Here is a 21578-nt window from a genome sequence, read left to right as displayed (position 1 = left end):
TGTTGGCGGCGGTAACAATTCGGCAACGCCCCCGACACCTGCCCGCCGTCGGCCGGTTGGCGAGGGTTGCGTGAGGTGCGGCCTGCCGCGGTGTCCAGAGGGTTCCTCTGCACGAGGTACGGCACCTCGCGGTGTCCCTACGGGTGGGATGGCCCTGATTGCCGCAAGGCGTGGCGGTGGCGGTGCGGGTGCGTGGCGGTGCGTGGCCGTGGCGGTGCGTGGCGGTGGCGGTCAGGCGGGCGCGGCGGCCAGCGGTGCCGTGCGGGCGTCGGTCAGGGCGACCAGGTCCGCCGGAGCCAGCTCGACCTGGAGCCCGCGTCGGCCCGCCGACACGTACACGGTGGGCTGGGCGAGCGCCGACGCGTCGACCACCACCGGCAGGCGTCGGCGCTGACCGAGTGGACTGATGCCACCGCGTACGTACCCGGTGGCCCGCTCGGCCGCCGTGCGCTCCGCCAGCGTCGCCCGCTTGCCGCCCACGACAGCGGCGAGGGCCTTGAGATCCAGCTCGCCGGTCACCGGCACCACCGCCACGGTGAGCGCACCGTCCACGTCGGCCACCAGCGTCTTGAACACCCGCTCCGGGGCCACCCCGAGGGCGGCGGCGACCAGTGCGCCGTAGTTCGGGGAGTCGGCGGACACCTCGTACGGGTAGGTGCGATGGGTGATCCTCCGCCTCGCCAGCAACGCGGTCGCCGGCGTGCCCTGTCCCGCCACGCCGGTCACGCTACCGGCACCTCCGGGCGGCGTGCGCCGACCGGCACGCGATGACCCGCGCGCCGGCGGGTCGGTCAGGGGCGCCGGCGGGTCGGTCAGGGGCGCCGGCGGGTCGGTCAGGGGCGCTGGCGGGTCGGTCAGGTCAGGTCAGGGCACCGGGCGGCAGAGCAGCGTGGTGGGCGCGCCGGCCACCCGGGTGAGCACCAGACTGGCGGGCTGGTCGCCGGAGAGCCGCAGGTCCCGGCGTAGCTGCTCCGGGTCGAGCGCCGAGCCCCGCTTGAGGATCTCCACCCGGCCGACCCGGCGCTCCCGCAGCAGCGACCGCAGCCGCTTCAAGGAGAAGGGCAGCACGTCGGTCACCTCCAGGCAACGGGCGTACGGCGTCGGGGCGGCCACGTCGGCGTACAGGTAGGCGATGGCCGGGTCGGCGAGGTTGGCACCCAGTTCGGCGGCCAGTTCGGCCACCAGGTGGGCGCGGACCACGGCCGGGTCGGGGTCGTACAGGTAGCGGCGGACGGGGCCGACGGGCGCCTCGTCCGTGCCGGGCCCGGTCAGCACGTGCGCCACCGCGTTCCCCGGCTGCGGTTCCGCGTCCGCCTCGGCCGTCGTGCCACGGTGCGGTGCCGGCGTGCCACCGAGCGGTGCCGGCGTGCCACGGTGCGGTGCCGGCGTCCGGGGCAGCACGGTGGCCCGTCGGGGCTCCTCCGCCAGCCGGCCGCCCCACAGGGCCGCCTCGACGAGGTCGCCGTCGACGCTGACCCACTCCGCCTCGGTGTCGGCGGGGATCAGCGCGTGGTCGAGGCCCGGGGCCACCTTCACGACCGTGCGCGGCAGCCGTCGCACCAGGTCGGTGACGAAGTCCCACGGCGGGGAGTAGGCGTTCGGGTCGAAGATGCGTCGCCCGGTGCCGGCCCGCCGCCGGGCGGGGTCGCAGAAGACCGCGTCGAACCCGGAAACGTCCACCGTGGTCGCATCGCCGCACTTCACGGTCACCAGGTTGGCGAGCCCGGCGGTCGCCACGTTGGCGGCGGTCATCGCGGCGGTGACCGGGTCGGCTTCCACGGCGTACACCCGGATGCCGGCGCGGGCGGCGGCGAGCGCGTCCGCCCCCAACCCGCAGCCCAGGTCGGCCAGGGTCGCCACCCCCGCCGCGCGCAGCCGCTCCGCGCGCCGCCGCGCGACGACACCCCGGGTGGCCTGCTCCAGCCCCGCGCGGGTGAGGAACATCCCGGCGGCCGACGCGCCGAACTTGCCGGCCGCGCGGCGGCGCAGCTCCGCCTGGGTGAGCGCGGCCGCCGCGAGCCCGGCGGGAACGCCGGCCGAGCGGAGCGCCGCCGCCGCCGTCAGCGGGTCGCCGCCGGCCAGCCGCGCGGCGGCGTCGAGTGCGGCCGCCCCCTCGGGGGTACGCAGTTCGGCCAGCTGTTCCAGGTTCACCCGGCCATTGTCCGGCCCCGGTCGGGGTGCCCCGACGGCGGTGTCGGCGGCGGATCGGTACGGGCGACGGCGAATGTCGGGGTGGCGCGGTGAGCGGTGGTGCAACGGCGGCGACACGTACGGGTGCCGTTGGCACTCTCCTTGACGGAGTGCTAGCCGAGGAATAACCTGCGATTAGCACTCTCACCCTGAGGGTGCCAGCCGCCGGGTCATTCGGTCCGGAGGCTGAACGCCAGGCGGACCGGCACCCGCGACGACGGCCCCGCCCGGTGGCATGTGGCAGATTGACGCTGGTCGGCATGTCGACCGGTAACGAAACCAGTACCCCAGGAGGGTATGCCCGTGACTACCGCGACCAAGGTTGCGATCAAGCCGCTCGAGGACCGGATCGTGGTCCAGGCGAACGAGGCTGAGACCACCACGGCGTCGGGCATCGTGATTCCCGACACCGCCAAGGAGAAGCCGCAGGAGGGCACCGTCCTCGCTGTCGGCCCGGGCCGGATCGACGACAAGGGCAACCGCGTGCCGATCGACGTGAAGGTCGGCGACACCGTCCTCTACTCGAAGTACGGCGGCACCGAGGTCAAGTACGCCGGCGAGGAGTACCTGGTGCTCTCCGCCCGCGACGTCCTCGCGGTCATCGAGAAGTAAGCAACCGATCAGTGTCGTTGCCCCGGTCCGGCTCGCCGGGCCGGGGCAGCGTCGCTTCGAAGGGACATTCATGGCGAAGATCCTGAGCTTCTCGGACGACGCCCGACACCTGCTGGAGCACGGTGTCAACGCGCTGGCGGACACGGTCAAGGTCACCCTCGGCCCGCGCGGGCGCAACGTCGTCCTGGACAAGAAATTCGGTGTGCCGACGATCACCAACGACGGCGTGACCATCGCCAAGGAGATCGAGCTCACCAACCCCTACGAGAACCTCGGTGCGCAGCTGGTCAAGGAGGTGGCGACGAAGACCAACGACGTCGCCGGCGACGGGACCACCACCGCCACCGTGCTGGCCCAGGCCATGGTCCGCGAGGGCCTGCGCAACGTGACCGCCGGTGCCAACCCGGCCGGGCTCAAGCGCGGCATCGACGCGGCGGCCGCCAAGGTCTCCGAGGCGCTGCTCGGCCGGGCCGTCGAGGTCGCCGACAAGGAGTCGGTCGCGCACGTGGCGACGATCTCCGCGCAGGACTCCACCATCGGTGAGCTGATCGCCGAGGCGATGGAGCGGGTCGGCCGCGACGGCGTCATCACCGTCGAGGAGGGCTCGGCCCTGCACACCGAGCTGGACGTGACCGAGGGTCTCCAGTTCGACAAGGGCTTCATCTCCCCGAACTTCGTCACCGACGTGGAGGGGCAGGAGGCGGTCCTGGAGGACCCGTACATCCTGATCACCACCCAGAAGATCTCCGCGATCGAGGAGCTGCTGCCGCTGCTGGAGAAGGTCCTCTCCAACAGCAAGCCGCTGCTGATCATCGCCGAGGACGTCGAGGGGCAGGCGCTGTCCACCCTGGTCGTCAACGCGATCCGCAAGACCGTCAAGGTCTGCGCGGTGAAGGCACCCGGCTTCGGTGACCGCCGCAAGGCGATGCTCCAGGACATGGCGATCCTCACCGGTGCGGAACTGGTCGCCCCGGAGCTGGGCTACAAGCTCGACCAGGTCGGCCTGGAGGTGCTGGGCACCGCCCGGCGCGTCGTGGTCGACAAGGACAACACCACCATCGTCGACGGTGGCGGGCAGTCCGCCGAGGTCGCCGACCGGGTCGCCCAGATCCGCAAGGAGATCGAGGCCTCGGACTCCGAGTGGGACCGGGAGAAGCTCGCCGAGCGGCTCGCCAAGCTCTCCGGCGGCATCGCCGTGATCAAGGTGGGCGCGGCGACCGAGGTCGAGATGAAGGAGCGCAAGCACCGCATCGAGGACGCCATCGCCGCGACCAAGGCCGCGGTCGAGGAGGGCACGGTGCCCGGCGGCGGTGCCGCCCTGGCGCAGATCCTGTCGGTGCTCGACGACGACCTCGGTTTCACCGGTGACGAGAAGGTCGGCGTCTCGATCGTGCGCAAGGCGCTGGTCGAGCCGCTGCGCTGGATCGCCCAGAACGCCGGCCACGACGGCTACGTCGTGGTGCAGAAGGTCGCCGGCCAGGAGTGGGGCCACGGCCTCAACGCCGCCACCGGCGAGTACGTCGACCTGGCCAAGTCCGGCATCGTCGACCCGGTGAAGGTGACCCGCAACGCGGTCAGCAACGCCGCGTCGATCGCCGGCCTGCTGCTCACCACCGAGAGCCTGGTGGTGGAGAAGCCGAAGGAGGCGGAGCCGGCCGCCGCCGGTGGTCACGGCCACTCGCACGGCCACGGCCACCAGCACGGCCCGGGCTTCTGACCCCAGCGGTACGCGGGGCACGTCGTCATCCGACGACGTGCCCCGTCGCCGTTGTTGTCGCCCACCGCCTGCGCACCACCTCGCCCACGCACCCCGCCGCTCGCGCGCAGGCCCGCTCGCGCACCCCTGAACCCGCGCACCACCCTGTCCGGCACCCCCTTCGCGGCTGGGCAGGTGATTACGGAACGCTGACACGGCTACCGGATCAACCGGCCGGTCGGAAAGACTGGGCCGATGAGCAGCACGACCCCCCGCTACGCCGCCCTCGCCGGGTTCACCGCCGCCACGGTGGCGATCGGCTCCGCCGAACTGGTGGCGGTGTCGACGGGTCCCCGCTCCGCCCCGCTGGTCGCGGTGGGCGGGCTGGTGGTCGACACCGTGCCCGAGCCGCTCAAGCAACTGGGCATCACCCTGTTCGGCACGTACGACAAGATCGCCCTGCTGGTGGGTACGGCGCTGCTGCTGGGCGGCGTCGCCGCGGTGCTGGGGATGCTGGCCGTACGCCGCCTGGCGGTGGGCCTGACCGGCATCGCGGCGTTCGCCCTGCTCGGCGTGGTGGCGGCCCTGACCCGGGCCGGCGCGGACCCGGCCGACGCGCTGCCGTCGCTGGTCGGCGGCGGGCTGGGCGCGTTGACGCTGTGGGCCTTCGTCGCCGGTCCGCTGGAACTCGATCCCTGGCCCTGGTCGCCACCGACCCCGGCGGATGCCGCCGCGACGCCCACGCAGCCGATCCCGGCGGACGCCGCCGCGGCGGCCCCGCAACCGCCCCCGGCGTCCGGTGCGCGGGCGGGTGCCGGCCCGGAGTCGCGACGGCGGTTCCTCACCGGGGTGGGGACGCTGCTCGGTGCGGCCACCGTCGGCGGGCTCACCGGGCGGTGGCTCGCCGGCCGGCGCGGCGTGTCCGCGGCCCGGGAGGCGGTGGTGCTGCCCGCCCCGGTCTCCGCCGCACCACCGGTGCCGCCCGGGGCGGACCTCGGACCGACCCCGGTCGCCTCGTACGTGACCTCGAACAACGCGTTCTACCGGATCGACACCGCGCTGGTGGTGCCGCAGGTGGATCCGGCCACCTGGCGGTTGCGCGTCCATGGCCGCGTCCGCAACCCGATCGAGTTGAGCTACGCCGACCTGCTGGCCCGGCCGATGGTCGAGCGGTACGTCACCCTCGCCTGCGTCTCCAACGAGGTGGGCGGCGACCTGATCGGCAACGCCCGGTGGCTCGGCGTGCCGATCAGGGAGTTGCTGGACGAGGCACAGCCGCTGGACGGCGCCGATCAGGTGGTCGGGCGCTCGGTGGACGGCTGGACCTGTGGCACCCCCACGGCGGCCCTGCGCGACGGGCGGGACGCCCTGCTGGCGGTGGGGATGAACGGGGAGCCCCTGCCGGTCGAGCACGGCTTCCCGGTACGCATGGTGGTGCCGGGCCTCTACGGCTACGTGTCGGCGTGCAAGTGGGTGACCGAGCTGGAACTGACGAGCTTCGCCGACTTCGACGCGTACTGGGTGCCGCGCGGCTGGTCGGAGCAGGCGCCGGTGAAGACCCAGTCACGTATCGACACGCCCCGCCCGCGTAACCGGCTGACCGCCGGTGAGGTGGTGGTGGCCGGAGTCGCCTGGGCCCAGCGTCGGGGGATCAGCCAGGTGGAGGTACGGGTGGACGGAGGTCCCTGGCAGCGGGCGACGCTCGCCCCCACGGTGTCGGTGGACACCTGGGTGCAGTGGTCGTGGCGGTGGCCGGCGACCGTCGGCGAGCACACCCTCCAGGTGCGGGCGACCGACCGCGACGGCGAGACCCAGACGGCCCGGCGTTCACCGGTGGCCCCCGACGGCGCGACCGGCTGGCACACCGTCGAGGTCACCGTCCGCTGACGGCTGCCCGGTCGGTGAGGGGTGCGTCGAAGGGCGGCGGCGGCCCCCCGGCGATCTCGGGGGCCGGCGGCACCGCCCAGGCGGGTCGGAAGTTCGGTGCGCGGCGGTCCAGCTTCCGGCCGCCCATCCCCGGCGCGACGCCGCGCCCCGGGGTCCGGGGCGCGGCGTCGGGTGAGGTCTTCCGGGGATCAGGCGACGTTGCGCCGGGTGTTGTCGGCGGCGGTGCGCTGGGCGGGGACGGTCGACCGGTGGGTGCTGCCCAGCCGGGCTTCCAGGCGGTTGATGTCGACCCGTGCCTGCCGGCGGTCCGCCAGGTCCTCCCAGCCGAGGGCGAGCAGGCGCAGCCGCTCCGACTCGCTGAAGCCACCCCAGACGCCGTACGGTTCGCGGACGGCGAGGGCGTGTGCGGCGCACTCGGCGCGGACGGGGCAGGCGCGGCAGACGGACTTGGCACCGGATTCGCGGCGCAGCCGGGAGGAGCCCCGTTCGCCGTCGGGGTGGAAGAACTGGGCGCTGTCGCGACCCCGGCAGGCTCCCAGGCGCTGCCAGTCCCAGAGATCGACGATGGGTCCGGGCAGTCTGCGTACGTTCGACATCAGCACCCCTCCTCCCGCGCGGCACCGCGAGATCCGTTGTTGGCCGGCTGTCCGGGCGGCGGGCCGCGCAGGCGCACCGTTCCCGGCCTGTGGCCCTCGGTACCCGGCCCGTCGGCAACTCACACGTGTGTGATCCGAAAGCCTTGACGACATGCCCCAGATGACCAAAATGTCGCAAAAGTTCGGAGGATTGCCCGGAACCTCCTCCTGAGTCGACCGGGTCATGGTCTGCTCGTGGGCGGAGAGGAGACCACAGTGCGTACCGTGCTCGTGTGCGTTCGGACACCGCTTGCCGCCCAGCATCTGACCTCCGCGGCGGCGCGGTTGGGGCTGGCTGCCGTCGTCCGGACGGCCGTCTCCGATCCCGAGGTGATGCTCCGGCTCGCCGAGCGTCCCGCCGACGTGGTGCTCGTCGACACGGCGCTCACCCGGCCCGACAGCGCCGGCTTCGTCCGGCGGGTGCTCGCCCGGTCGCCGCAGGCCGCCGTGCTGCTGCTGGGCGCCGAGGAGTCGGAGGCCGCGGCGGCGACCATCAGCGCCGGGGCCCGCGGCCTGATCCAGGGCGTCGACCACGACCTGACCAGTGCGGTGGCGAAGGCGTTGTTGCTGCTGGCCGCGCCGGGCCGGGCGAGCCGGCACCGAATCACCGACCCGGCCCGCGACGCCGCGGCGGTGGGCGGCGTCGTCCGGTCCGCCCCCGGCGGACGGCCCCCGACCGACACCCCGCCCGCCTGGCCGGCGGGCTCCGCCGAAGCGGCCGGCACCGGGCCGTCGGTGGTGCCGGTGCAGCGCGGGGACGACCCGGCCGAGGGTGCCGAGGCCCCGGAGGAGCCGAACGCGCGGGGTGGGAACCGGCAGCGCGCCGGGTCCACTCCGGTGGGTCTGACGGAGCGGGAACTCCAGGTGCTGCTCGGGATGGCCGAGGGCAAGAGCAACGCGGAGATCGGCCGGGAGTTGTTCGTCTCGGAGGACACCGTCAAGACCCACGCCCGCCGCCTCTTCCGCAAGCTGGGTGCCCGCGATCGGGCGCACGCCGTGGCCGCCGGCTTCCGCGCCGGCCTGGTCGCCTGAGCGGTGGCCCGTTCCGAGCGGTGGCCTGTTCCGAGCGGGTGGCCCGTTCCGAGCGGTGGCCCGTTCCGAGTGGTGGTGCCGGTCAGGCCGGGCTCGGGTCGGACTCGTCCTTGTCCTCCGCGCCTTCGGTCAGCGTGTCGTGCACACCGTCGGCGTACCCCCGCGCGTAGTCCCACGTGACGTAGTGGTCCGGATCGGGGTCGAACGCCGGCTCGTGCACCCGCGGCCGTCCTGAGTTGAGCAGGTGGCGCAGGTTGCCCCGCAGCAGGTCCCAGTCGAAGTAGTGCGGCTCCCGGCAGTCCTCGCACTCGATGACCAGACCACGGACCCCGATCGGTGAGAGCAGGGCCTGGTAGATCTCCAGGTCGGCGAGATCCTCCAGCACGTCCTGCCGTTCGACGTCGGTCAGCGGGTCGAGCGGGGCGTCGTCGCCGGAGTCGTGCAGGCCGGCGGCCGGGTCGGCCGGGTCGCCGGTGAACGGGTCGATGGGCTCGTCTTGCACCCCCTCACCGTAGACCCAAGCCTCGGCCGATGCCCGCCCCCGGCCCTGTCCGCGCCCGACCGGCGTCCGCGACGCGGCCCCGTCCGCGCCCGGCCCCGCCGCACCGAGGGTCGGCCAGGTCACTGGGTACGATGGGACGACGCGCCCTCGCCCGGCGTACGCCGGTGCCCTCGCGCCACCTCGCTGAAGCCCGTTCGAGCAGCTCAGGAGAGCAATCGTGGAGAATTCGCCCCGCACCGACCGTTCCGCCGGCGCCGAGGGCGGCGAGTGGGGTGGGCACCTGCCGGAGCTGCCGGCCGGCTCCGCCCGGGTGGTCCCGCTGGGGTTGACCTTCGACGACGTGCTGCTCCAGCCGGGCGAGTCGGACGTCGTTCCCAGCCGGGTCAACACCCGTACCCGGCTCACCCGCAACGTGGAGTTGTCCATCCCGTTGCTGTCCAGCGCGATGGACACGGTGACCGAGGCGCGGATGGCGATCGCGATGGCCCGGCAGGGCGGCATCGGCGTGCTGCACCGCAATCTCTCCCTGGAGGACCAGGCCCTCCAGGTCGACCTGGTCAAGCGTTCCGAGTCCGGCATGATCACCAATCCGGTGACGGCCAGCCCGGACGACACCCTCCGCGAGGTCGACCAGCTCTGTGGGCGGTACCGCATCTCCGGCGTGCCGGTGGTGGACGCGCAGGGCGAGCTGGTCGGCATCGTCACCAACCGCGACATGCGCTTCGTCTCCGACCCGGCCACCCCGGTCCGCGAGATCATGACCCGCACCCCGCTGATCACCGCCCGGGTCGGCGTCAGCAAGGACGACGCCCTGGCGCTGCTGCGTCAGCACAAGGTCGAGAAGCTGCCGATCGTCGACGAGACCGGCCGGCTGCGCGGGCTGATCACCGTCAAGGACTTCACCAAGAGCGAGCAGTACCCCAACGCCACCAAGGACGACGCGGGCCGGCTGCGGGTCGCCGCCGCCATCGGGGTGGGCGAGGACGCGTACAAGCGGGCCCGCACCCTGGTCGACGCGGGCGTGGACGTGCTGATCGTGGACACCGCCCACGGCCACCAGCGCGCCGTGCTGGAGATGGTCGCCCGGCTCAAGAAAGACGTGCCGATCGACATCGTCGGCGGCAACGTCGCCACCTATGCCGGCGCGAGGGCGCTGGTCGAGGCGGGTGCGGACGGCGTGAAGGTCGGCGTCGGGCCCGGTGCCATCTGCACCACCCGGATCGTGGCCGGCGTGGGCGTACCGCAGATCACCGCGATCATGGAGGCCGCCCGCGCGGCCGGTCCGGCCGGGGTGCCGGTGATCGGCGACGGCGGCATCCAGTACTCCGGCGACATCGCCAAGGCGCTGGTCGCCGGCGCGGACACGGTGATGCTGGGCAGCCTGCTCGCCGGTTGCGAGGAGAGCCCCGGTGAGCTGATCTTCATCAACGGCAAGCAGTACAAGGCGTACCGGGGGATGGGGTCGCTCGGCGCGATGCAGTCCCGGGGGCAGGCCAAGTCCTACTCGAAGGACCGCTACTTCCAGCAGGACGTGCTCGCCGAGGACAAGCTCGTCCCCGAGGGCGTGGAGGGCCAGGTGCCCTACCGGGGCCCGCTGTCCGCGGTCGCCCACCAGCTCATCGGTGGCCTGCGTGCCGCGATGGGGTACGTCGGCGCGGAGAGCATCCCGGAGCTGCACCGCCGGGGCCAGCTCATCCGGATCACGGCGGCCGGGCTCAAGGAGAGCCACCCGCACGACATCCAGATGACGGTCGAGGCGCCCAACTACCACTCCCGCTGACCGTCCCCTCAAACAACCTGGAGTCCCCATGCGTGACGTGGTCGAGATCGGGCTGGGCAAGACCGCGCAGCGCGGCTACCACCTGGACGACATCGCCATCGTGCCGAGCCGCCGGACCCGCGACGTCGACGACGTCTCCACGGGCTGGCAGCTCGACGCCTACCAGTTCGGCATCCCCTGCGTCGCGCACCCGTCCGACGCCACAATGAGCCCCGCGTCCGCCGTGCGGCTCGGTCAGCTCGGCGGCCTGGGCGTGCTCAACGTCGAGGGCCTGTGGACCCGCTACGAGAATCCGACGAAGGTGCTGGAGGACCTGGCCGGCCTGGGCGAGGACGCCCGCGCGACCAAGCGCCTCCAGGAGGTCTACTCGGAGCCCATCCGACCCGACCTGATCACCGAGCGGGTCAGCGAGCTGCGCGCCGGCGGCGGCACGGTGGCCGTGCGGGTCTCCCCGCAGCACACCCTGGCACTGGCCCCGGTGATCCTCGACGCGGGTGTCGACATCCTGGTCATCCAGGGCACCATCGTCTCCGCCGAGCACGTCTCCACCACCGACGAGCCGCTGAACCTCAAGGAGTTCATCGCCGACCTCGACCTGCCGGTCCTCGTCGGCGGCTGCACCGACTACAAGACCGCCCTGCACCTGATGCGTACCGGCGCGGCCGGCGTCATCGTCGGTATCGGTGGCGACGACTGGTCGACCACCGAGTCGGTGCTCGGCATCCGGGTGCCGATGGCCACGGCGATCGCCGACGCGGCGGCGGCCCGTCGGGACTACCTCGACGAGACCGGCGGCCGGTACGTGCACCTCATCGCCGACGGCGACGTGCAGACCTCGGGTGACATCGCCAAGGCGCTGGGCTGCGGCGCGGACGCGGTGATGCTCGGTGAGCCGCTGTCGCTGTGCGAGGAGGCCCCGGCCGGCGGCGCCTGGTGGCACTCCGCCGCCAGCCACCCGTCGCTGCCCCGGGGCGCGTTCGAGGTGGCAGGTGAGCCGATCGGCTCGATGGAGCGTTTGCTGTTCGGCCCGGCCGACGAGCCCGACGGCCAGCTCAACCTGTTCGGCGGCCTGCGGCGGGCGATGGCCAAGTGTGGCTACCGCGACCTGAAGGAGTTCCAGAAGGTCGGCCTGGTTCTCGACCGATGAGCAGTGGAGCGGGCCGCCGACGCGGGGTGGCGCTGGCGGTGGCCGTGGCTGCGGCTGCCGTACTGGTGGGCGTGGCCGTGACCCGGGACGGGCCCGACGGTCCCGGTTTCCGGCCGGGTGCCGCCGACCTCGGCGACCCGTACGTGCCCGGCAGCGGCAACGGCGGCTACGACGTGACCCACTACCGCCTCGCGATCCGCTACGACCCCGCCACCGACCGGCTCATCGGCCGTACGGAGATCGCCGCGACCGCCACCCAGGGCCTGTCCCGGTTCAACCTGGACCTCGCCGGTCTGACGGTCGACGAGGTCACCGTCGACGGGGCGCGGGCCGAGCACCGCCGGGCCGGCGACGAGCTGGTGGTCACCCCGCCCCGGGGGCTGCCGCAGGGCGACGATTTCACCACGGCGGTCAGCTATGCCGGAGTGCCCGCCCCGTCGGGCGACGGTGCGCTCGGTCTCGGCGGTTTCCTGCACACCGACGACGGCGCGATCGCCCTCGGCCAGCCACGCTCGGCGGCCACCTGGTTCCCGGTCAACGACCACCCCTCCGACAAGGCCACGTACGACATCGAGGTGACCGTCCCCGAGGGGCTCACCGCCCTGAGCAACGGGGTGCCGGGGCAACGGTCCAGCGCCGACGGCTGGGTCACCTGGCGGTGGGCGGAACGCTTCCCCATGGCGAGCTACCTGACGACCCTGGTGGTCGGCGACTACCGGGTCACCAACGGCACCCACCGAGGGCTGCCGCTGGTCACCGCCGTGCCGGCCGAACTGCCCGCCGACAGCCCGCAGGCGGTGTCGCTGGCGCGCACCGGAGAGATCGCCGACTACCTGGCCACCCGCTTCGGGCCGTACCCGTTCGCCGCGTACGGCGGGGTCGCCGTCACCGACAACCGCATCGGCTACGCCCTGGAGACCCAGTCCCGGCCGGTGTACGGGCCCGGCTTCTTCCGCGCCGAGCCAAACCTGTCGGTGGTGGCGCACGAGCTGGCCCACCAGTGGTTCGGCAACAGCGTGGCGCTGAGCAGTTGGCGCGACATCTGGCTCAACGAGGGCTTCGCCAGCTATGCCGAGTGGCTGTGGGAGGAGCACGACGGCGGTCGCAGCGCGCAGCGCATCTTCGAGGCCCAGTACGCCGCGACGGACTGGTCCCGTCCGACCCTCGATCCGGGCCCCGGTCAGCTCTTCGGCACCGCCGTGTACCGGCGGGGCGCGCTGACCGTCCACGCGCTGCGGCGCACCGTGGGTGACGACGCCTTCTTCCGTGTCCTGCGCACCTGGACGGCGCAGCGGCGCGACGACAACGCGACCACCGACGACTTCGTCACGCACGCCGAGCGGGTCAGCGGGCGCGACCTCGGGCCGTTCTTCGACGCGTGGTTGTCCGGAACCACGGCCCCAGAGCTGCCGTGACGCGGACGGGCGTGCCCGGCCGAGTGCGTCAGGCCGGCAGCTCGACGCCCCCGGCGCAGGTCTGCGCGCCCGGCGACCGAGGCCCTGTCCGTCCTCCCCGCCCGGCGCGTCGCACGGCGGGATCGCCGTGCGGTCACCTGGTGAGCGGGACGGTCAGGCCGTGACCCGGAGGGCGGGGTGCTCGGCGAGGTAGGGGTCGGTGCGGCCGGCGCGTAGGGCGGTGAGGAAGCCGCGCCCGGCGCGGGTCAGCTCCTCGCCGCGGTAGGCACGGCCCCGCCCGATCGACGCGCCGGGCAGGCCGACCAGGGTGAACGCCTGCGGCGACAGGCCGCCCAGGGCGTACGCGAGGTCGACGATCCGCCGTCCGCCCACGTAGAGCAGGGTCTCGCCGAGCGCGGCGACCACCTGTTCGACCCGGTCCGGCTGCCGGGCCAGCCCCTGGTCGTGGATCTTGCCGATGATCGCCCGCAGGAGCTGCTGGTGGTGCCGCTGGCGGCTGTAGTCGCCACCGGGCAGGTAACGCTGGCGGGCGTAGTCCAGCGCCTGCCAGCCGGTCAGGTGCCGCATCCCCGGCTCGTAGACCATCTGCGGTCCGGCGTAGCCGCCGGGCACCGGCTCGCGGTGCCGGCCGTCGGGGCGCCGGTGCAGGGAGGTGACCCGCTGGTCCACCCGGATGTCGACGCCGCCGAGGGCGTCCACCAGGTCGTCGAAGCCGCTGAAGGTGATCACCGCTCCGGCGTCGATGCGCAGCCCCGTGTAGCCGGCGACGGTGGCGCGCAGCAACTCGTACCCCTGGGCGGTGTCCGGCTTCCCGCGCCGCCCCGGCGCCCGGCTGCCGTAGCTCATGGCGTGGGTGAGCTTGGTCCGCCCGCCGCGGTAGCCGGCCTCGGGGTATGCCGGGATGTCGACCACCAGGTCGCGGGGCAGTGAGAACAGGTACGCCCGGTCGAGCCCCCTGGGCACGTGCGCCAGCAGCACGGCGTCGGCGTGCGGCTCCCAGTCGGGGACACTGACCCGGGTGTCCACCCCCACCAGCAGCAGGGTGAGTGGGCCGGTGATGTCCGCGCCGGGCGGTGGCCCGGTCGGGCTCGGGCTGGCCGACGGCGTGGCGGATCGTGCGGCGGCCGGTGTCGCGCCGTCGCCGGTGTCGTCCCCGCCGCCCGTGCAGCCCGCCACCGTGCCGGCGGCCATCGCGACGGTGGCGAGCACCGCCAGTCCCCACCGCAGTCGTCGACGCTGCACCATTGCGGCCACCCTTCCCCCGTACCGACTTCAACGCTCCGGGGTGCGTCCCGGGTTGCGCCCGGGGGCCGGTCTTGTCGGGGCGGGTGCATGATCGCGCGAAAAGTGCCGCTGGCGCGAGTGCTACCCGCGAGTAATGATGCGTTCATGCGGTATGACGTGGTCGTCATCGGTTCCGGGTTCGGCGGCAGCGTCACCGCGCTGCGGCTGGCGGAGAAGGGCTACACGGTCGGCGTCCTGGAGGCGGGTCGACGGTTCGCCGACGACGAGTTCCCTGAGACGTCCTGGCAGGCCCGCCGGTTCCTCTGGGCGCCGAAGCTCGGCTGCTACGGCCTGCAACGGATCACCCTGCTGCGGGCGGCCGACCGGAAGGCGGGCGGCGGGGTCATGGTGCTCTCCGGCGCCGGGGTCGGTGGCGGTTCCCTGGTGTACGCCAACACGCTCTACGAGCCGCTCGACGCCTTCTACACCGACCCGCAGTGGCGGGACGTCACCGACTGGCGCGACGAGCTGACCCGCCACTACGACCAGGCGAAGCGGATGCTCGGGGTCACCACGTATCCCCACTCCACGGCGGCGGACCGGGCGATGCGGACGGTGGCCGACCGGATGGGGGTGGGCCACACCTTCCACGCCACGCCCGTCGGGGTGCACATCGGCCGGCCCGGCCAGCGGGAGGCCGACCCCTACTTCGGTGGCGTGGGCCCGGAGCGCACCGGCTGCACCCACTGCGGGTCCTGCATGACCGGCTGCCGGTACGGGGCGAAGAACACCCTCGTCAAGAACTATCTGTGGCTGGCCGAGCGGCTCGGCGCGCAGGTCCACCCGTTGACCACGGTCACGGCCGTGCGGCCGGCGGCGGGCGGCGGGTACGAGGTGCACACCGAGCGCACCGGGGCGTGGCTGCGGCGGCGTCGCCGGGTGTTCCACGCCGACCAGGTGGTCTTCGCGGCCGGGGCGTTGGGCACCCAGCGGCTGCTGCACGCGATGCGGGCGTCCGGGGCGTTGCCCGCGCTCTCGCCCCGCCTCGGTGAGCTGACCCGCACCAACTCCGAGGCGATCCTCGGCGCGTCGGTGCCACGCCGCCAGGCCCGGGCCCGGGGGACCGACTTCACGCAGGGGGTGGCGATCACCAGTTCCTTCCACCCCGACCCGCAGACGCACGTCGAGCCGGTCCGCTACGGGCGGGGCTCCAACGCGATGGGTCTGCTCCAGTCGCTGCTGGTCGACGGCGGCCCCCGCCGCGTCCGCCGGTGGTGGGGTGAACTGGCCCGGCACCCGGTGGCCGCGCTGCGTACGCTGTCGGTGCGCGGCTGGTCGGAGCGCACGGTGATCGCCCTGGTCATGCAGTCGGCGGACAACTCGCTGGCGACCAGTTGGCGGCGGGGTGCGTTCGGCCGGCGGCTGGTTTCCGCGCCGGGGCACGGCACGCCCAATCCGACCTGGATCCCGGCCGGCAACCAGGTCGCCCGGCTGCTCGCCGAGGAGATCGGCGGTACGCCGGGCGGGGCGCTGACCGAGCCGTTCGACATCCCGGTGACGGCGCACATCCTGGGTGGTGCGGTGATCGGGGCCACCCCGGCCGACGGGGTGGTCGACCCGTGGCACCGGGTCTACGGTCACCCGGGGCTGCACGTGGTGGACGGTGCCGCGGTGTCGGCGAACCTCGGGGTGAACCCGTCGCTGACCATCGCCGCCCAGGCGGAACGGGCGATGTCCTTCTGGCCGAACCGGGGGGAGCCGGATCCGCGCCCCGCGCTCGGTGAGGCGTACCGGCGGCTGGCACCCGTACCTCCGCACCGGCCGGCGGTGCCGCCGCACGCCCCCGGCGCGCTGCGCGGCTGAACTGCCCGTCGCGCGCCGACCGGCTCAGCCGGCGTGCCGCGCGGCTGACGGCCACGGTCAGACGACGGTGAGCTGGCCACGGTCGGACAGGGCGCGCAGCCGGCCGAGGTCGACGATGCTCCAGCCCACCTTCGAGATGATGGACAACCCGACGAACAGCACGCTGGTGGTGGCGGAGCCGAGCATGTCGAACCCTGACGGGCTGAGGAGCCAGATCACCGGGTAGCCGATCCAGAGCACGCTGAGCAGCACGGCGGCCTCCAGGAACACCGCCGTGTGCCGTTCCGGCTGCCGGTGGGCGTGGGCCCGCAGCGGTCCCCAGATCAGGCCGTAGACGACGAGGAAGGCGACCACCCCGACCGCGAACACGGCGTAGCGGGTGAACGCGTCCACCGTGAGGTCGGCGAGCAGGCCGCTGAGGATCATCACCACGTTCGCCCCGACGAGCGCGGCCATCACCCGCCCGCACCGTCCCGGCAGGGCGTGGGTCGCGGTCAGGGCGAGCGCCACCAGCAGCAGGGAGGCGGTGACGACCCAGTCCACGTACCGCGCCCAGTAGACCGGGTGACCGGCGGCCTCGACCCGTCCGCCGCCCAACGCCATGACCAGATACCAGAGGCCCGACCAGAGGGGGATCGCGATCGCCACCCGGTACTCGACCTTCGGCACCCCTCGCGGGTTCGCCTGCCAGCGGACGAACAGCAGGGCGCCCGCTGCCATGGCACAGACGTACAACCACAACCACCAGTCGGTCATACGAACTCCTCGGCCCGGCTCCGGTTCGCCGGGCCGCCCGGCGGGTGACGCCGGGCCTCGCCGGACGCAGGCGTACGTGTCGCGGTGTGCCAGCGGTCATTGTCGCGTGGACGGGTCGCCCGGGGAGGGGATCTGGCCTGATCCGCCCGTTTTCGACCCTCCCTCGACGGGCCGACCGGGGACCGCGGTGGCCCCGACATCGCCGTCGGTAGGATTTGCTGCCATGAGCACGCCTCGCCCTGTCCTCGTGGTGGACTTCGGAGCCCAGTACGCCCAGCTCATCGCGCGTCGGGTACGCGAGGCGAGGGTCTACTCCGAGATCGTCCCGCACACCATGCCGGTCGCCGAGATGCTGGCGAAGCAGCCGGCGGCGATCATCCTGTCCGGCGGCCCGTCGAGCGTCTACGCGCCGGACGCCCCCCGGATCGACGCGGGCATGTTCGACGCGGGTGTGCCGGTCTTCGGCATCTGCTACGGCTTCCAGGCGATGGCACAGGCCCTGGGCGGCACGGTCACGCGGACCGGCAACCGCGAGTACGGCGGCACCCCGCTGCGGCCCCGCCTCCTCGACCCGGGCGTGCTGCTGCGCGACCTGCCGGCCGACCTGCCGGTCTGGATGAGCCACGGCGACTGCGTGACGGAGGCCCCGGCGGGCTTCACGGTGACCGCCGAGTCGGCGGGCGCCCCGGTGGCCGCGTTCGAGGACCTGGCCGGTCGCCGGGCCGGCGTGCAGTTCCACCCGGAGGTGGGGCACACCGCCCACGGGCAGGAGATGCTGACCCGCTTCCTCTACGACATCGCCGGCATCGAGCCCACCTGGACGCCGGAGAACATCATCGACGAGCAGGTGGCCCGCATCCGCGCGCAGGTGGGCGACAAGGAGGTCATCTGCGGCCTGTCCGGCGGGGTGGACTCGGCGGTCGCGGCGGCGCTGGTGCACCGGGCCGTCGGTGATCAGTTGACCTGCGTCTTCGTCGACCACGGCCTGCTGCGCGCGGGTGAGGCCGAGCAGGTGGAGAAGGACTACGTCGCGGCCACCGGCATCCGCCTGAAGGTGGTGGACGCGCAGGAGCGGTTCCTCGGTGCCCTGGCGGGGGTCACCGATCCGGAGCAGAAGCGCAAGATCATCGGGCGGGAGTTCATCCGGGTCTTCGAGGCCGCGGCCCGCGAGATCGCTTCCCACGGCGACGTGGAGTTCCTGGTGCAGGGCACCCTCTATCCGGACGTGGTCGAGTCCGGCGGCGGCACCGGCACCGCCAACATCAAGAGCCACCACAACGTCGGCGGACTGCCGGAGGATCTGAAGTTCGCCCTGGTCGAGCCGCTGCGCACCCTGTTCAAGGACGAGGTCCGCACGCTGGGCCTCCAGCTCGGCCTGCCCGAGGCGATGGTGTGGCGGCACCCGTTCCCGGGCCCGGGACTGGCCATCCGGATCATCGGCGCGGTGGACCGGCAGCGGCTCGACCTGCTCCGCCAGGCCGACCTGATCGCCCGCGAGGAGCTGACCGCGGCCGGTCTGGACCGGGGGGTGTGGCAGTTCCCGGTGGTGCTGCTGGCCGACGTGCGCAGCGTCGGTGTGCAGGGTGACGGGCGCAGCTACGGTCATCCCGTGGTGCTGCGCCCGGTCTCCAGCGAGGACGCGATGACCGCTGACTGGTCGCGCCTGCCGTACGACGTCGTCGCCCGGATCTCCACCCGGATCACCAACGAGGTCGCCGAGGTCAACCGGGTGGTGCTGGACGTGACGAGCAAGCCGCCGGGCACGATCGAGTGGGAGTGACTTCGGCTCACCGGGCCGGCGGCTGAGGCTGCGGCCGAGGGGTGGGCTCCGGCGTCGCGGTCGGAGCCGTCGGCGGCCTGTGGGTCCACGCGCCACCCGGCTGCGGGGCGGGAGCGTGCGGCTGCGGGACGTGCGGCTGCGGAGCCGGGGTGTACGGCACGCCGCGTGCGGGGTGCGGCCAGGCGGGCGCGCCGGCCGGCTCCTCGGGCATCAGGAACCACATGATCGGGTACGCGAGCCCGGCGAGCCCGCCGGTGAGCAAGGTGGCGACGGCGAAGACGACCCGCACGAGGTTGGGATCGACGGCGACGTAGCGGCCGACGCCGCTGGCCACCCCGGCGACCATCCGGTCGGTGGTGGGGCGGCGGAGCTGCTTGTACGGAGGCTGGAAAGCACTGGTGTCGGTCATGACTCCACGGTCCACACCGGGCGTCGGGACGACCTCGGTGACCGCCCGGATCCATACCCTGAACCACCCCTGACCCGGCAAGCGTTCAGTCAGGAATCTGACTCTTCTCGATACTGGTAACCGGACACAGGGAGAATTTCCCCCCGTGACCACCATGCTGGAGCCGCTCCGCAGAATCGCGGCGTACGCAGTTTGTGCTGATGAAGTCGGCCGTGTGTTGCTGGTCCGCGCATCGGAGCGCTCCGGCACCCCCGGCACGTGGTCCCTGCCCGGCGGGGCCGTCGACCACGGCGAGGACCCGAACCACACGGTCGTCCGCGAGACCGCCGCCGAGACCGGGCTGTCGGTCGCCGTCTGCGGCCTGCACGACGTGCTGGCAGACATGCGGGCACTGCCCGAGCGGGGCATCACGATCCACACCGACCGCCTGGTCTACCGGGTCTCGGTCCGCGGGGGCACGCTCACCGACCGGGTGGACCGGCCGACCGACCTGGCCCGCTGGGTCACCCTCGACGAGGCGCGTGAGCTGCCGCTGCGCTCCTTCACCGCCCGCGCGCTCGGGCTGCCCGCCTCCTCGGCGGACATCGTGCCCGACGAGCCCCCGGAGTTCCCCTCCTTCTACGCCGTGCCGGGCCCGGACGGGCTGCACCGCGCGCAGCGCTTCGCCGCGTACGCCGTGGTGACCGATCCGGCCGGCCGGGTGCTGCTCACCCGGGTGTCCGACGGCTACCCGGGTGCCGGCTGCTGGCACCTACCCGGCGGCGGCACCGACTACGGCGAGCAGCCGGGCGCGGCGCTGATCCGGGAACTGGTCGAGGAGACCGGGCAGCGGGGCCGCCTGGTCGAGCTGCTCGGGGTGGCCAGCCACCGCGACGCGGCCTCGCTCGGCCCGGAGGGCTACCCGATCGACTGGCACGGCGTGCGCGCCTTCTACCGGGTCGTGGTCGACCAGCCCGCCCCGCCGACCGTCGGCGACGTCGGCGGCTCCACCTGCGAGGCCCGCTGGTTCGGCCGGGACGAGTTGGGCGCGCTGCCCACCGACCGCCTCACCGAGGTCACCGCCGAGGCCGTGCAAGCCGCCCGCCTGACCTGACCCCACTCCGCCGTCTCCGCCCTGCTCTGCCGTCCCCGCCTCCCGCCTGCCCCGCTCCGGTGATCATGAAGTTATTGTCGGGACACGCCGGAGTCGACGGTAATAACTTCATGATCGGTTCGACGGGCCGACGGGTGGGGAGTGGGTCGTGGAACAGCGGAGACGGGTGGCGGCGTACGGGGTGTTGTGGGACGACGACGGGCGGGTGCTGCTCGCCCGGAGGTCGGCCAGGTGCGCGTACCCGGGTGTCTGGCAGCTGCCGGGCGGTGGGCTGTCGCACGCCGAGCACCCGGTTGAGGCGGCCGTCCGTGAGTTCGCCGAGGAGACCGGGCTGGCAGTGGCGGTGGCCGGGATCCGGGCGGCCGTCGCCGACGTGGCCGTGTTCGCCGACGCCGGGGTCGCCGTGCACACCGACCGGCTGGTCTTCGACGTGACAGCCGAGCCGGGCGTGCGCGGACCGGAGCCGGCCGGCGGCAGCGACGAGCTGGGTTGGTTCAGTGTCGCGCGGGCGGCGACCCTGCCGCTGATGCCCTTCACCGCCGAGCTGCTCGGGCTGGGCGTCAGACCCTTGCCGCCGGGGCTGCCCACCACCCTGCCGGCCGCTCAGGCCGCCCCGCCCCCGCCCGACCGGCGACAGCGCTTCGGGGCGTACGGCCTGGTCACCGATCCGGCCGGGCGGGTGCTGCTCACGATGATCGCCGACGGGTACCCGGGTGCCGGGCGCTGGCACCTGCCCGGTGGCGGGACGGATCACGGCGAGCAGCCGGTCACCGCGTTGCTGCGGGAACTGGTGGAGGAGACCGGTCAGCTCGGTCGGGTGGTCGAGCTGATGGGCGTGGACAACCTGCACAACCCGGCGGCGTGGGGCCCGGAGGGGCGTCCGATCGACTGGCACGGGGTCCGGGTGCTCTACCGGGTGGCGGTGGACACTCCCACCGAGCCGCTGGTGACCGAGCTGGCCGGCGGCTCCACCGCCCGGGCGGGCTGGTTCGCGCCGACCGGCCTGGCGGCCCTGCCGCTCACCGAGATCGCCGCCCTGGCGCTGAATCACCCGGCTCCGCGCGACGGTCGCTGACGCTGAGCTGCTCGACGAGCCGTCGTGGACGCTCAGCGCCCGCCCGCCGACCCCGGGCGTGGCCGTGTGGATCGTGCCGCCGACGGCGGAACCGGGGACGCTCCGTGACCGTCGGACGGGTGGCGCCGTCGACGTGGACGGCACCGACCGGCCGGGCCGGGTGTGTCCGACCGGTCGACCCCCCATTCGCCCGGTGACCAAAGGTGCCCGTTCGATCACGGGCGGCAGCTCTCCGGGTGCTGCCAAACGGGCATCGAGTGTCATAGTGATCACCAGCCCGGCCGGGGTGGGCGGGCTCCGGTAGAGTCAGAGACGGGTTGATGGAGGAAACAGGCGTTGCGGCCCGGGCTGGGAATAAAAGAGCGGTTCGCGCGGTTCCACCAGGAGACAGTTCCGCCGGCAGCTATCGCCAAGCCCCGTTGCCCTGTGCAATGGTGTACTCCGCAAAACGGCTGCCGGGCCAGAAAGGTCCGGCACGAGAC

Annotated in this window: 18 protein-coding genes; 11 read left to right on the top strand and 7 right to left on the bottom strand. The window is 73.4% G+C overall.

All coding sequences use genetic code 11. From position 1 onward, the window contains the following. Positions 1 to 231: 231 nt before the first annotated feature. Together ybaK and GA0070616_RS08720 are read right to left on the bottom strand one after the other, a co-directional pair. Complete coding sequence (ybaK, locus tag GA0070616_RS08725) at positions 232 to 717, bottom strand: Cys-tRNA(Pro) deacylase (RefSeq protein ID WP_091090283.1); 486 nt, start codon at positions 715 to 717, stop codon at positions 232 to 234. Positions 718 to 864: 147 nt separating this feature from the next. Further along, a complete protein-coding gene (locus GA0070616_RS08720) occupies positions 865 to 2151 on the bottom strand; it encodes a class I SAM-dependent methyltransferase (protein ID WP_091079145.1) in 1287 nt (428 codons plus the stop codon). A 336-nt stretch (positions 2152 to 2487) separates the two neighbouring features. On the opposite strand from GA0070616_RS08720, the gene groES reads away from it, so the two are divergent. The 3 genes from groES to GA0070616_RS08705 all read left to right on the top strand — a co-directional run bounded on the left by groES (position 2488) and on the right by GA0070616_RS08705 (position 6385). After that, positions 2488 to 2802, top strand: a complete 315-nt coding sequence (gene groES, locus GA0070616_RS08715; protein WP_018222648.1) for a co-chaperone GroES — start codon at positions 2488 to 2490, stop codon at positions 2800 to 2802. Positions 2803 to 2872: 70 nt separating this feature from the next. Next, a complete protein-coding gene (gene groL / locus GA0070616_RS08710; RefSeq protein WP_091079141.1) occupies positions 2873 to 4519 on the top strand; it encodes a chaperonin GroEL in 1647 nt (548 codons plus the stop codon). Between the two features lie 234 nt (positions 4520 to 4753). Then, positions 4754 to 6385, top strand: a complete 1632-nt coding sequence (locus tag GA0070616_RS08705; RefSeq protein ID WP_091079136.1) for a molybdopterin-dependent oxidoreductase — start codon at positions 4754 to 4756, stop codon at positions 6383 to 6385. Between the two features lie 188 nt (positions 6386 to 6573). Here the strand turns inward: GA0070616_RS08705 and GA0070616_RS08700 are convergent, their stop codons facing one another. Then, complete coding sequence (locus tag GA0070616_RS08700; RefSeq protein WP_091090279.1) at positions 6574 to 6981, bottom strand: WhiB family transcriptional regulator; 408 nt, start codon at positions 6979 to 6981, stop codon at positions 6574 to 6576. A gap of 255 nt (positions 6982 to 7236) precedes the next feature. On the opposite strand from GA0070616_RS08700, the gene GA0070616_RS08695 reads away from it, so the two are divergent. Further along, a complete protein-coding gene (locus GA0070616_RS08695) occupies positions 7237 to 8052 on the top strand; it encodes a helix-turn-helix transcriptional regulator (RefSeq protein ID WP_091079132.1) in 816 nt (271 codons plus the stop codon). Positions 8053 to 8134: 82 nt separating this feature from the next. Here GA0070616_RS08695 and GA0070616_RS08690 read toward each other — a convergent pair whose 3' ends face one another. Beyond that, positions 8135 to 8554, bottom strand: coding sequence for a DUF5319 domain-containing protein (locus GA0070616_RS08690; RefSeq protein WP_091090275.1), 420 nt, complete (start codon positions 8552 to 8554; stop codon positions 8135 to 8137). Between the two features lie 217 nt (positions 8555 to 8771). On the opposite strand from GA0070616_RS08690, the gene guaB reads away from it, so the two are divergent. Genes guaB through GA0070616_RS08675 form a run of 3 tightly spaced genes read left to right on the top strand, consistent with a single transcriptional unit; the run spans position 8772 to position 12896 of the window. Continuing rightward, positions 8772 to 10334: an IMP dehydrogenase gene (guaB, locus tag GA0070616_RS08685; protein ID WP_091079129.1), complete on the top strand. Its 1563-nt coding sequence runs from the start codon at positions 8772 to 8774 to the stop codon at positions 10332 to 10334. A gap of 28 nt (positions 10335 to 10362) precedes the next feature. Then, a complete protein-coding gene (locus tag GA0070616_RS08680) occupies positions 10363 to 11481 on the top strand; it encodes a GuaB3 family IMP dehydrogenase-related protein (RefSeq protein ID WP_091079126.1) in 1119 nt (372 codons plus the stop codon). Beyond that, positions 11478 to 12896: a M1 family metallopeptidase gene (locus GA0070616_RS08675; protein ID WP_091079122.1), complete on the top strand. Its 1419-nt coding sequence runs from the start codon at positions 11478 to 11480 to the stop codon at positions 12894 to 12896. Before GA0070616_RS08680 ends, GA0070616_RS08675 begins: the two co-directional genes overlap by 4 nt. A 153-nt stretch (positions 12897 to 13049) precedes the next feature. Here GA0070616_RS08675 and GA0070616_RS08670 read toward each other — a convergent pair whose 3' ends face one another. Further along, the gene (locus GA0070616_RS08670; protein ID WP_091090272.1) at positions 13050 to 14138 is read right to left on the bottom strand and encodes an LCP family protein; all 1089 of its coding nucleotides are present in this window, start codon (positions 14136 to 14138) and stop codon (positions 13050 to 13052) included. Between the two features lie 147 nt (positions 14139 to 14285). On the opposite strand from GA0070616_RS08670, the gene GA0070616_RS08665 reads away from it, so the two are divergent. Beyond that, on the top strand, positions 14286 to 15983 hold the full coding sequence (locus GA0070616_RS08665) for an FAD-dependent oxidoreductase (RefSeq protein WP_091079118.1): 1698 nt from the start codon (positions 14286 to 14288) through the stop codon (positions 15981 to 15983). A 57-nt stretch (positions 15984 to 16040) separates the two neighbouring features. Here the strand turns inward: GA0070616_RS08665 and GA0070616_RS08660 are convergent, their stop codons facing one another. Next, a complete protein-coding gene (locus GA0070616_RS08660; protein WP_091079116.1) occupies positions 16041 to 16739 on the bottom strand; it encodes a bacteriorhodopsin in 699 nt (232 codons plus the stop codon). A gap of 223 nt (positions 16740 to 16962) precedes the next feature. Here GA0070616_RS08660 and guaA point away from each other — a divergent pair, with 223 nt between their 5' ends. Next, the gene (gene guaA / locus GA0070616_RS08655; RefSeq protein WP_091079113.1) at positions 16963 to 18519 is read left to right on the top strand and encodes a glutamine-hydrolyzing GMP synthase; all 1557 of its coding nucleotides are present in this window, start codon (positions 16963 to 16965) and stop codon (positions 18517 to 18519) included. Between the two features lie 7 nt (positions 18520 to 18526). Here guaA and GA0070616_RS08650 read toward each other — a convergent pair whose 3' ends face one another. Continuing rightward, positions 18527 to 18928 (bottom strand): PspC domain-containing protein, encoded by a 402-nt coding sequence (locus tag GA0070616_RS08650; RefSeq protein WP_091079109.1) that lies wholly within the window; start codon positions 18926 to 18928, stop codon positions 18527 to 18529. A 145-nt stretch (positions 18929 to 19073) separates the two neighbouring features. On the opposite strand from GA0070616_RS08650, the gene GA0070616_RS08645 reads away from it, so the two are divergent. Next, positions 19074 to 20021 carry an NUDIX hydrolase gene (locus GA0070616_RS08645; RefSeq protein ID WP_091079104.1) on the top strand — a complete coding sequence of 316 codons (948 nt, stop codon included), beginning with the start codon at positions 19074 to 19076 and terminating at the stop codon, positions 20019 to 20021. A 148-nt stretch (positions 20022 to 20169) separates the two neighbouring features. After that, entirely contained in the window at positions 20170 to 21096 is a 927-nt protein-coding gene (locus GA0070616_RS08640; RefSeq protein ID WP_091079101.1) for an NUDIX hydrolase, read from the top strand. Positions 21097 to 21578 lie beyond the last annotated feature (482 nt).

Origin of the sequence: Micromonospora nigra, assembly GCF_900091585.1 — a bacterium.
Lineage (GTDB): Bacteria > Actinomycetota > Actinomycetes > Mycobacteriales > Micromonosporaceae > Micromonospora > Micromonospora nigra.
The sequence above is the reverse complement of the archived record's forward strand: the minus strand, read 5'-3'. Positions and strand labels throughout refer to the sequence as shown.

Coding starts and splice junctions, on each gene's coding strand:
- guaA (WP_091079113.1), top strand. CDS start 16,963: ATGAGCACGCCTCGCCCTGTCCTCGTGGTGGACTTCGGAGCCCAGTAC.
- GA0070616_RS08660 (WP_091079116.1), bottom strand. CDS start 16,739: ATGACCGACTGGTGGTTGTGGTTGTACGTCTGTGCCATGGCAGCGGGC.
- GA0070616_RS08650 (WP_091079109.1), bottom strand. CDS start 18,928: ATGACCGACACCAGTGCTTTCCAGCCTCCGTACAAGCAGCTCCGCCGC.
- GA0070616_RS08700 (WP_091090279.1), bottom strand. CDS start 6,981: ATGTCGAACGTACGCAGACTGCCCGGACCCATCGTCGATCTCTGGGAC.
- GA0070616_RS08675 (WP_091079122.1), top strand. CDS start 11,478: ATGAGCAGTGGAGCGGGCCGCCGACGCGGGGTGGCGCTGGCGGTGGCC.
- GA0070616_RS08680 (WP_091079126.1), top strand. CDS start 10,363: ATGCGTGACGTGGTCGAGATCGGGCTGGGCAAGACCGCGCAGCGCGGC.
- GA0070616_RS08705 (WP_091079136.1), top strand. CDS start 4,754: ATGAGCAGCACGACCCCCCGCTACGCCGCCCTCGCCGGGTTCACCGCC.
- groES (WP_018222648.1), top strand. CDS start 2,488: ATGCCCGTGACTACCGCGACCAAGGTTGCGATCAAGCCGCTCGAGGAC.
- groL (WP_091079141.1), top strand. CDS start 2,873: ATGGCGAAGATCCTGAGCTTCTCGGACGACGCCCGACACCTGCTGGAG.
- GA0070616_RS08665 (WP_091079118.1), top strand. CDS start 14,286: ATGCGGTATGACGTGGTCGTCATCGGTTCCGGGTTCGGCGGCAGCGTC.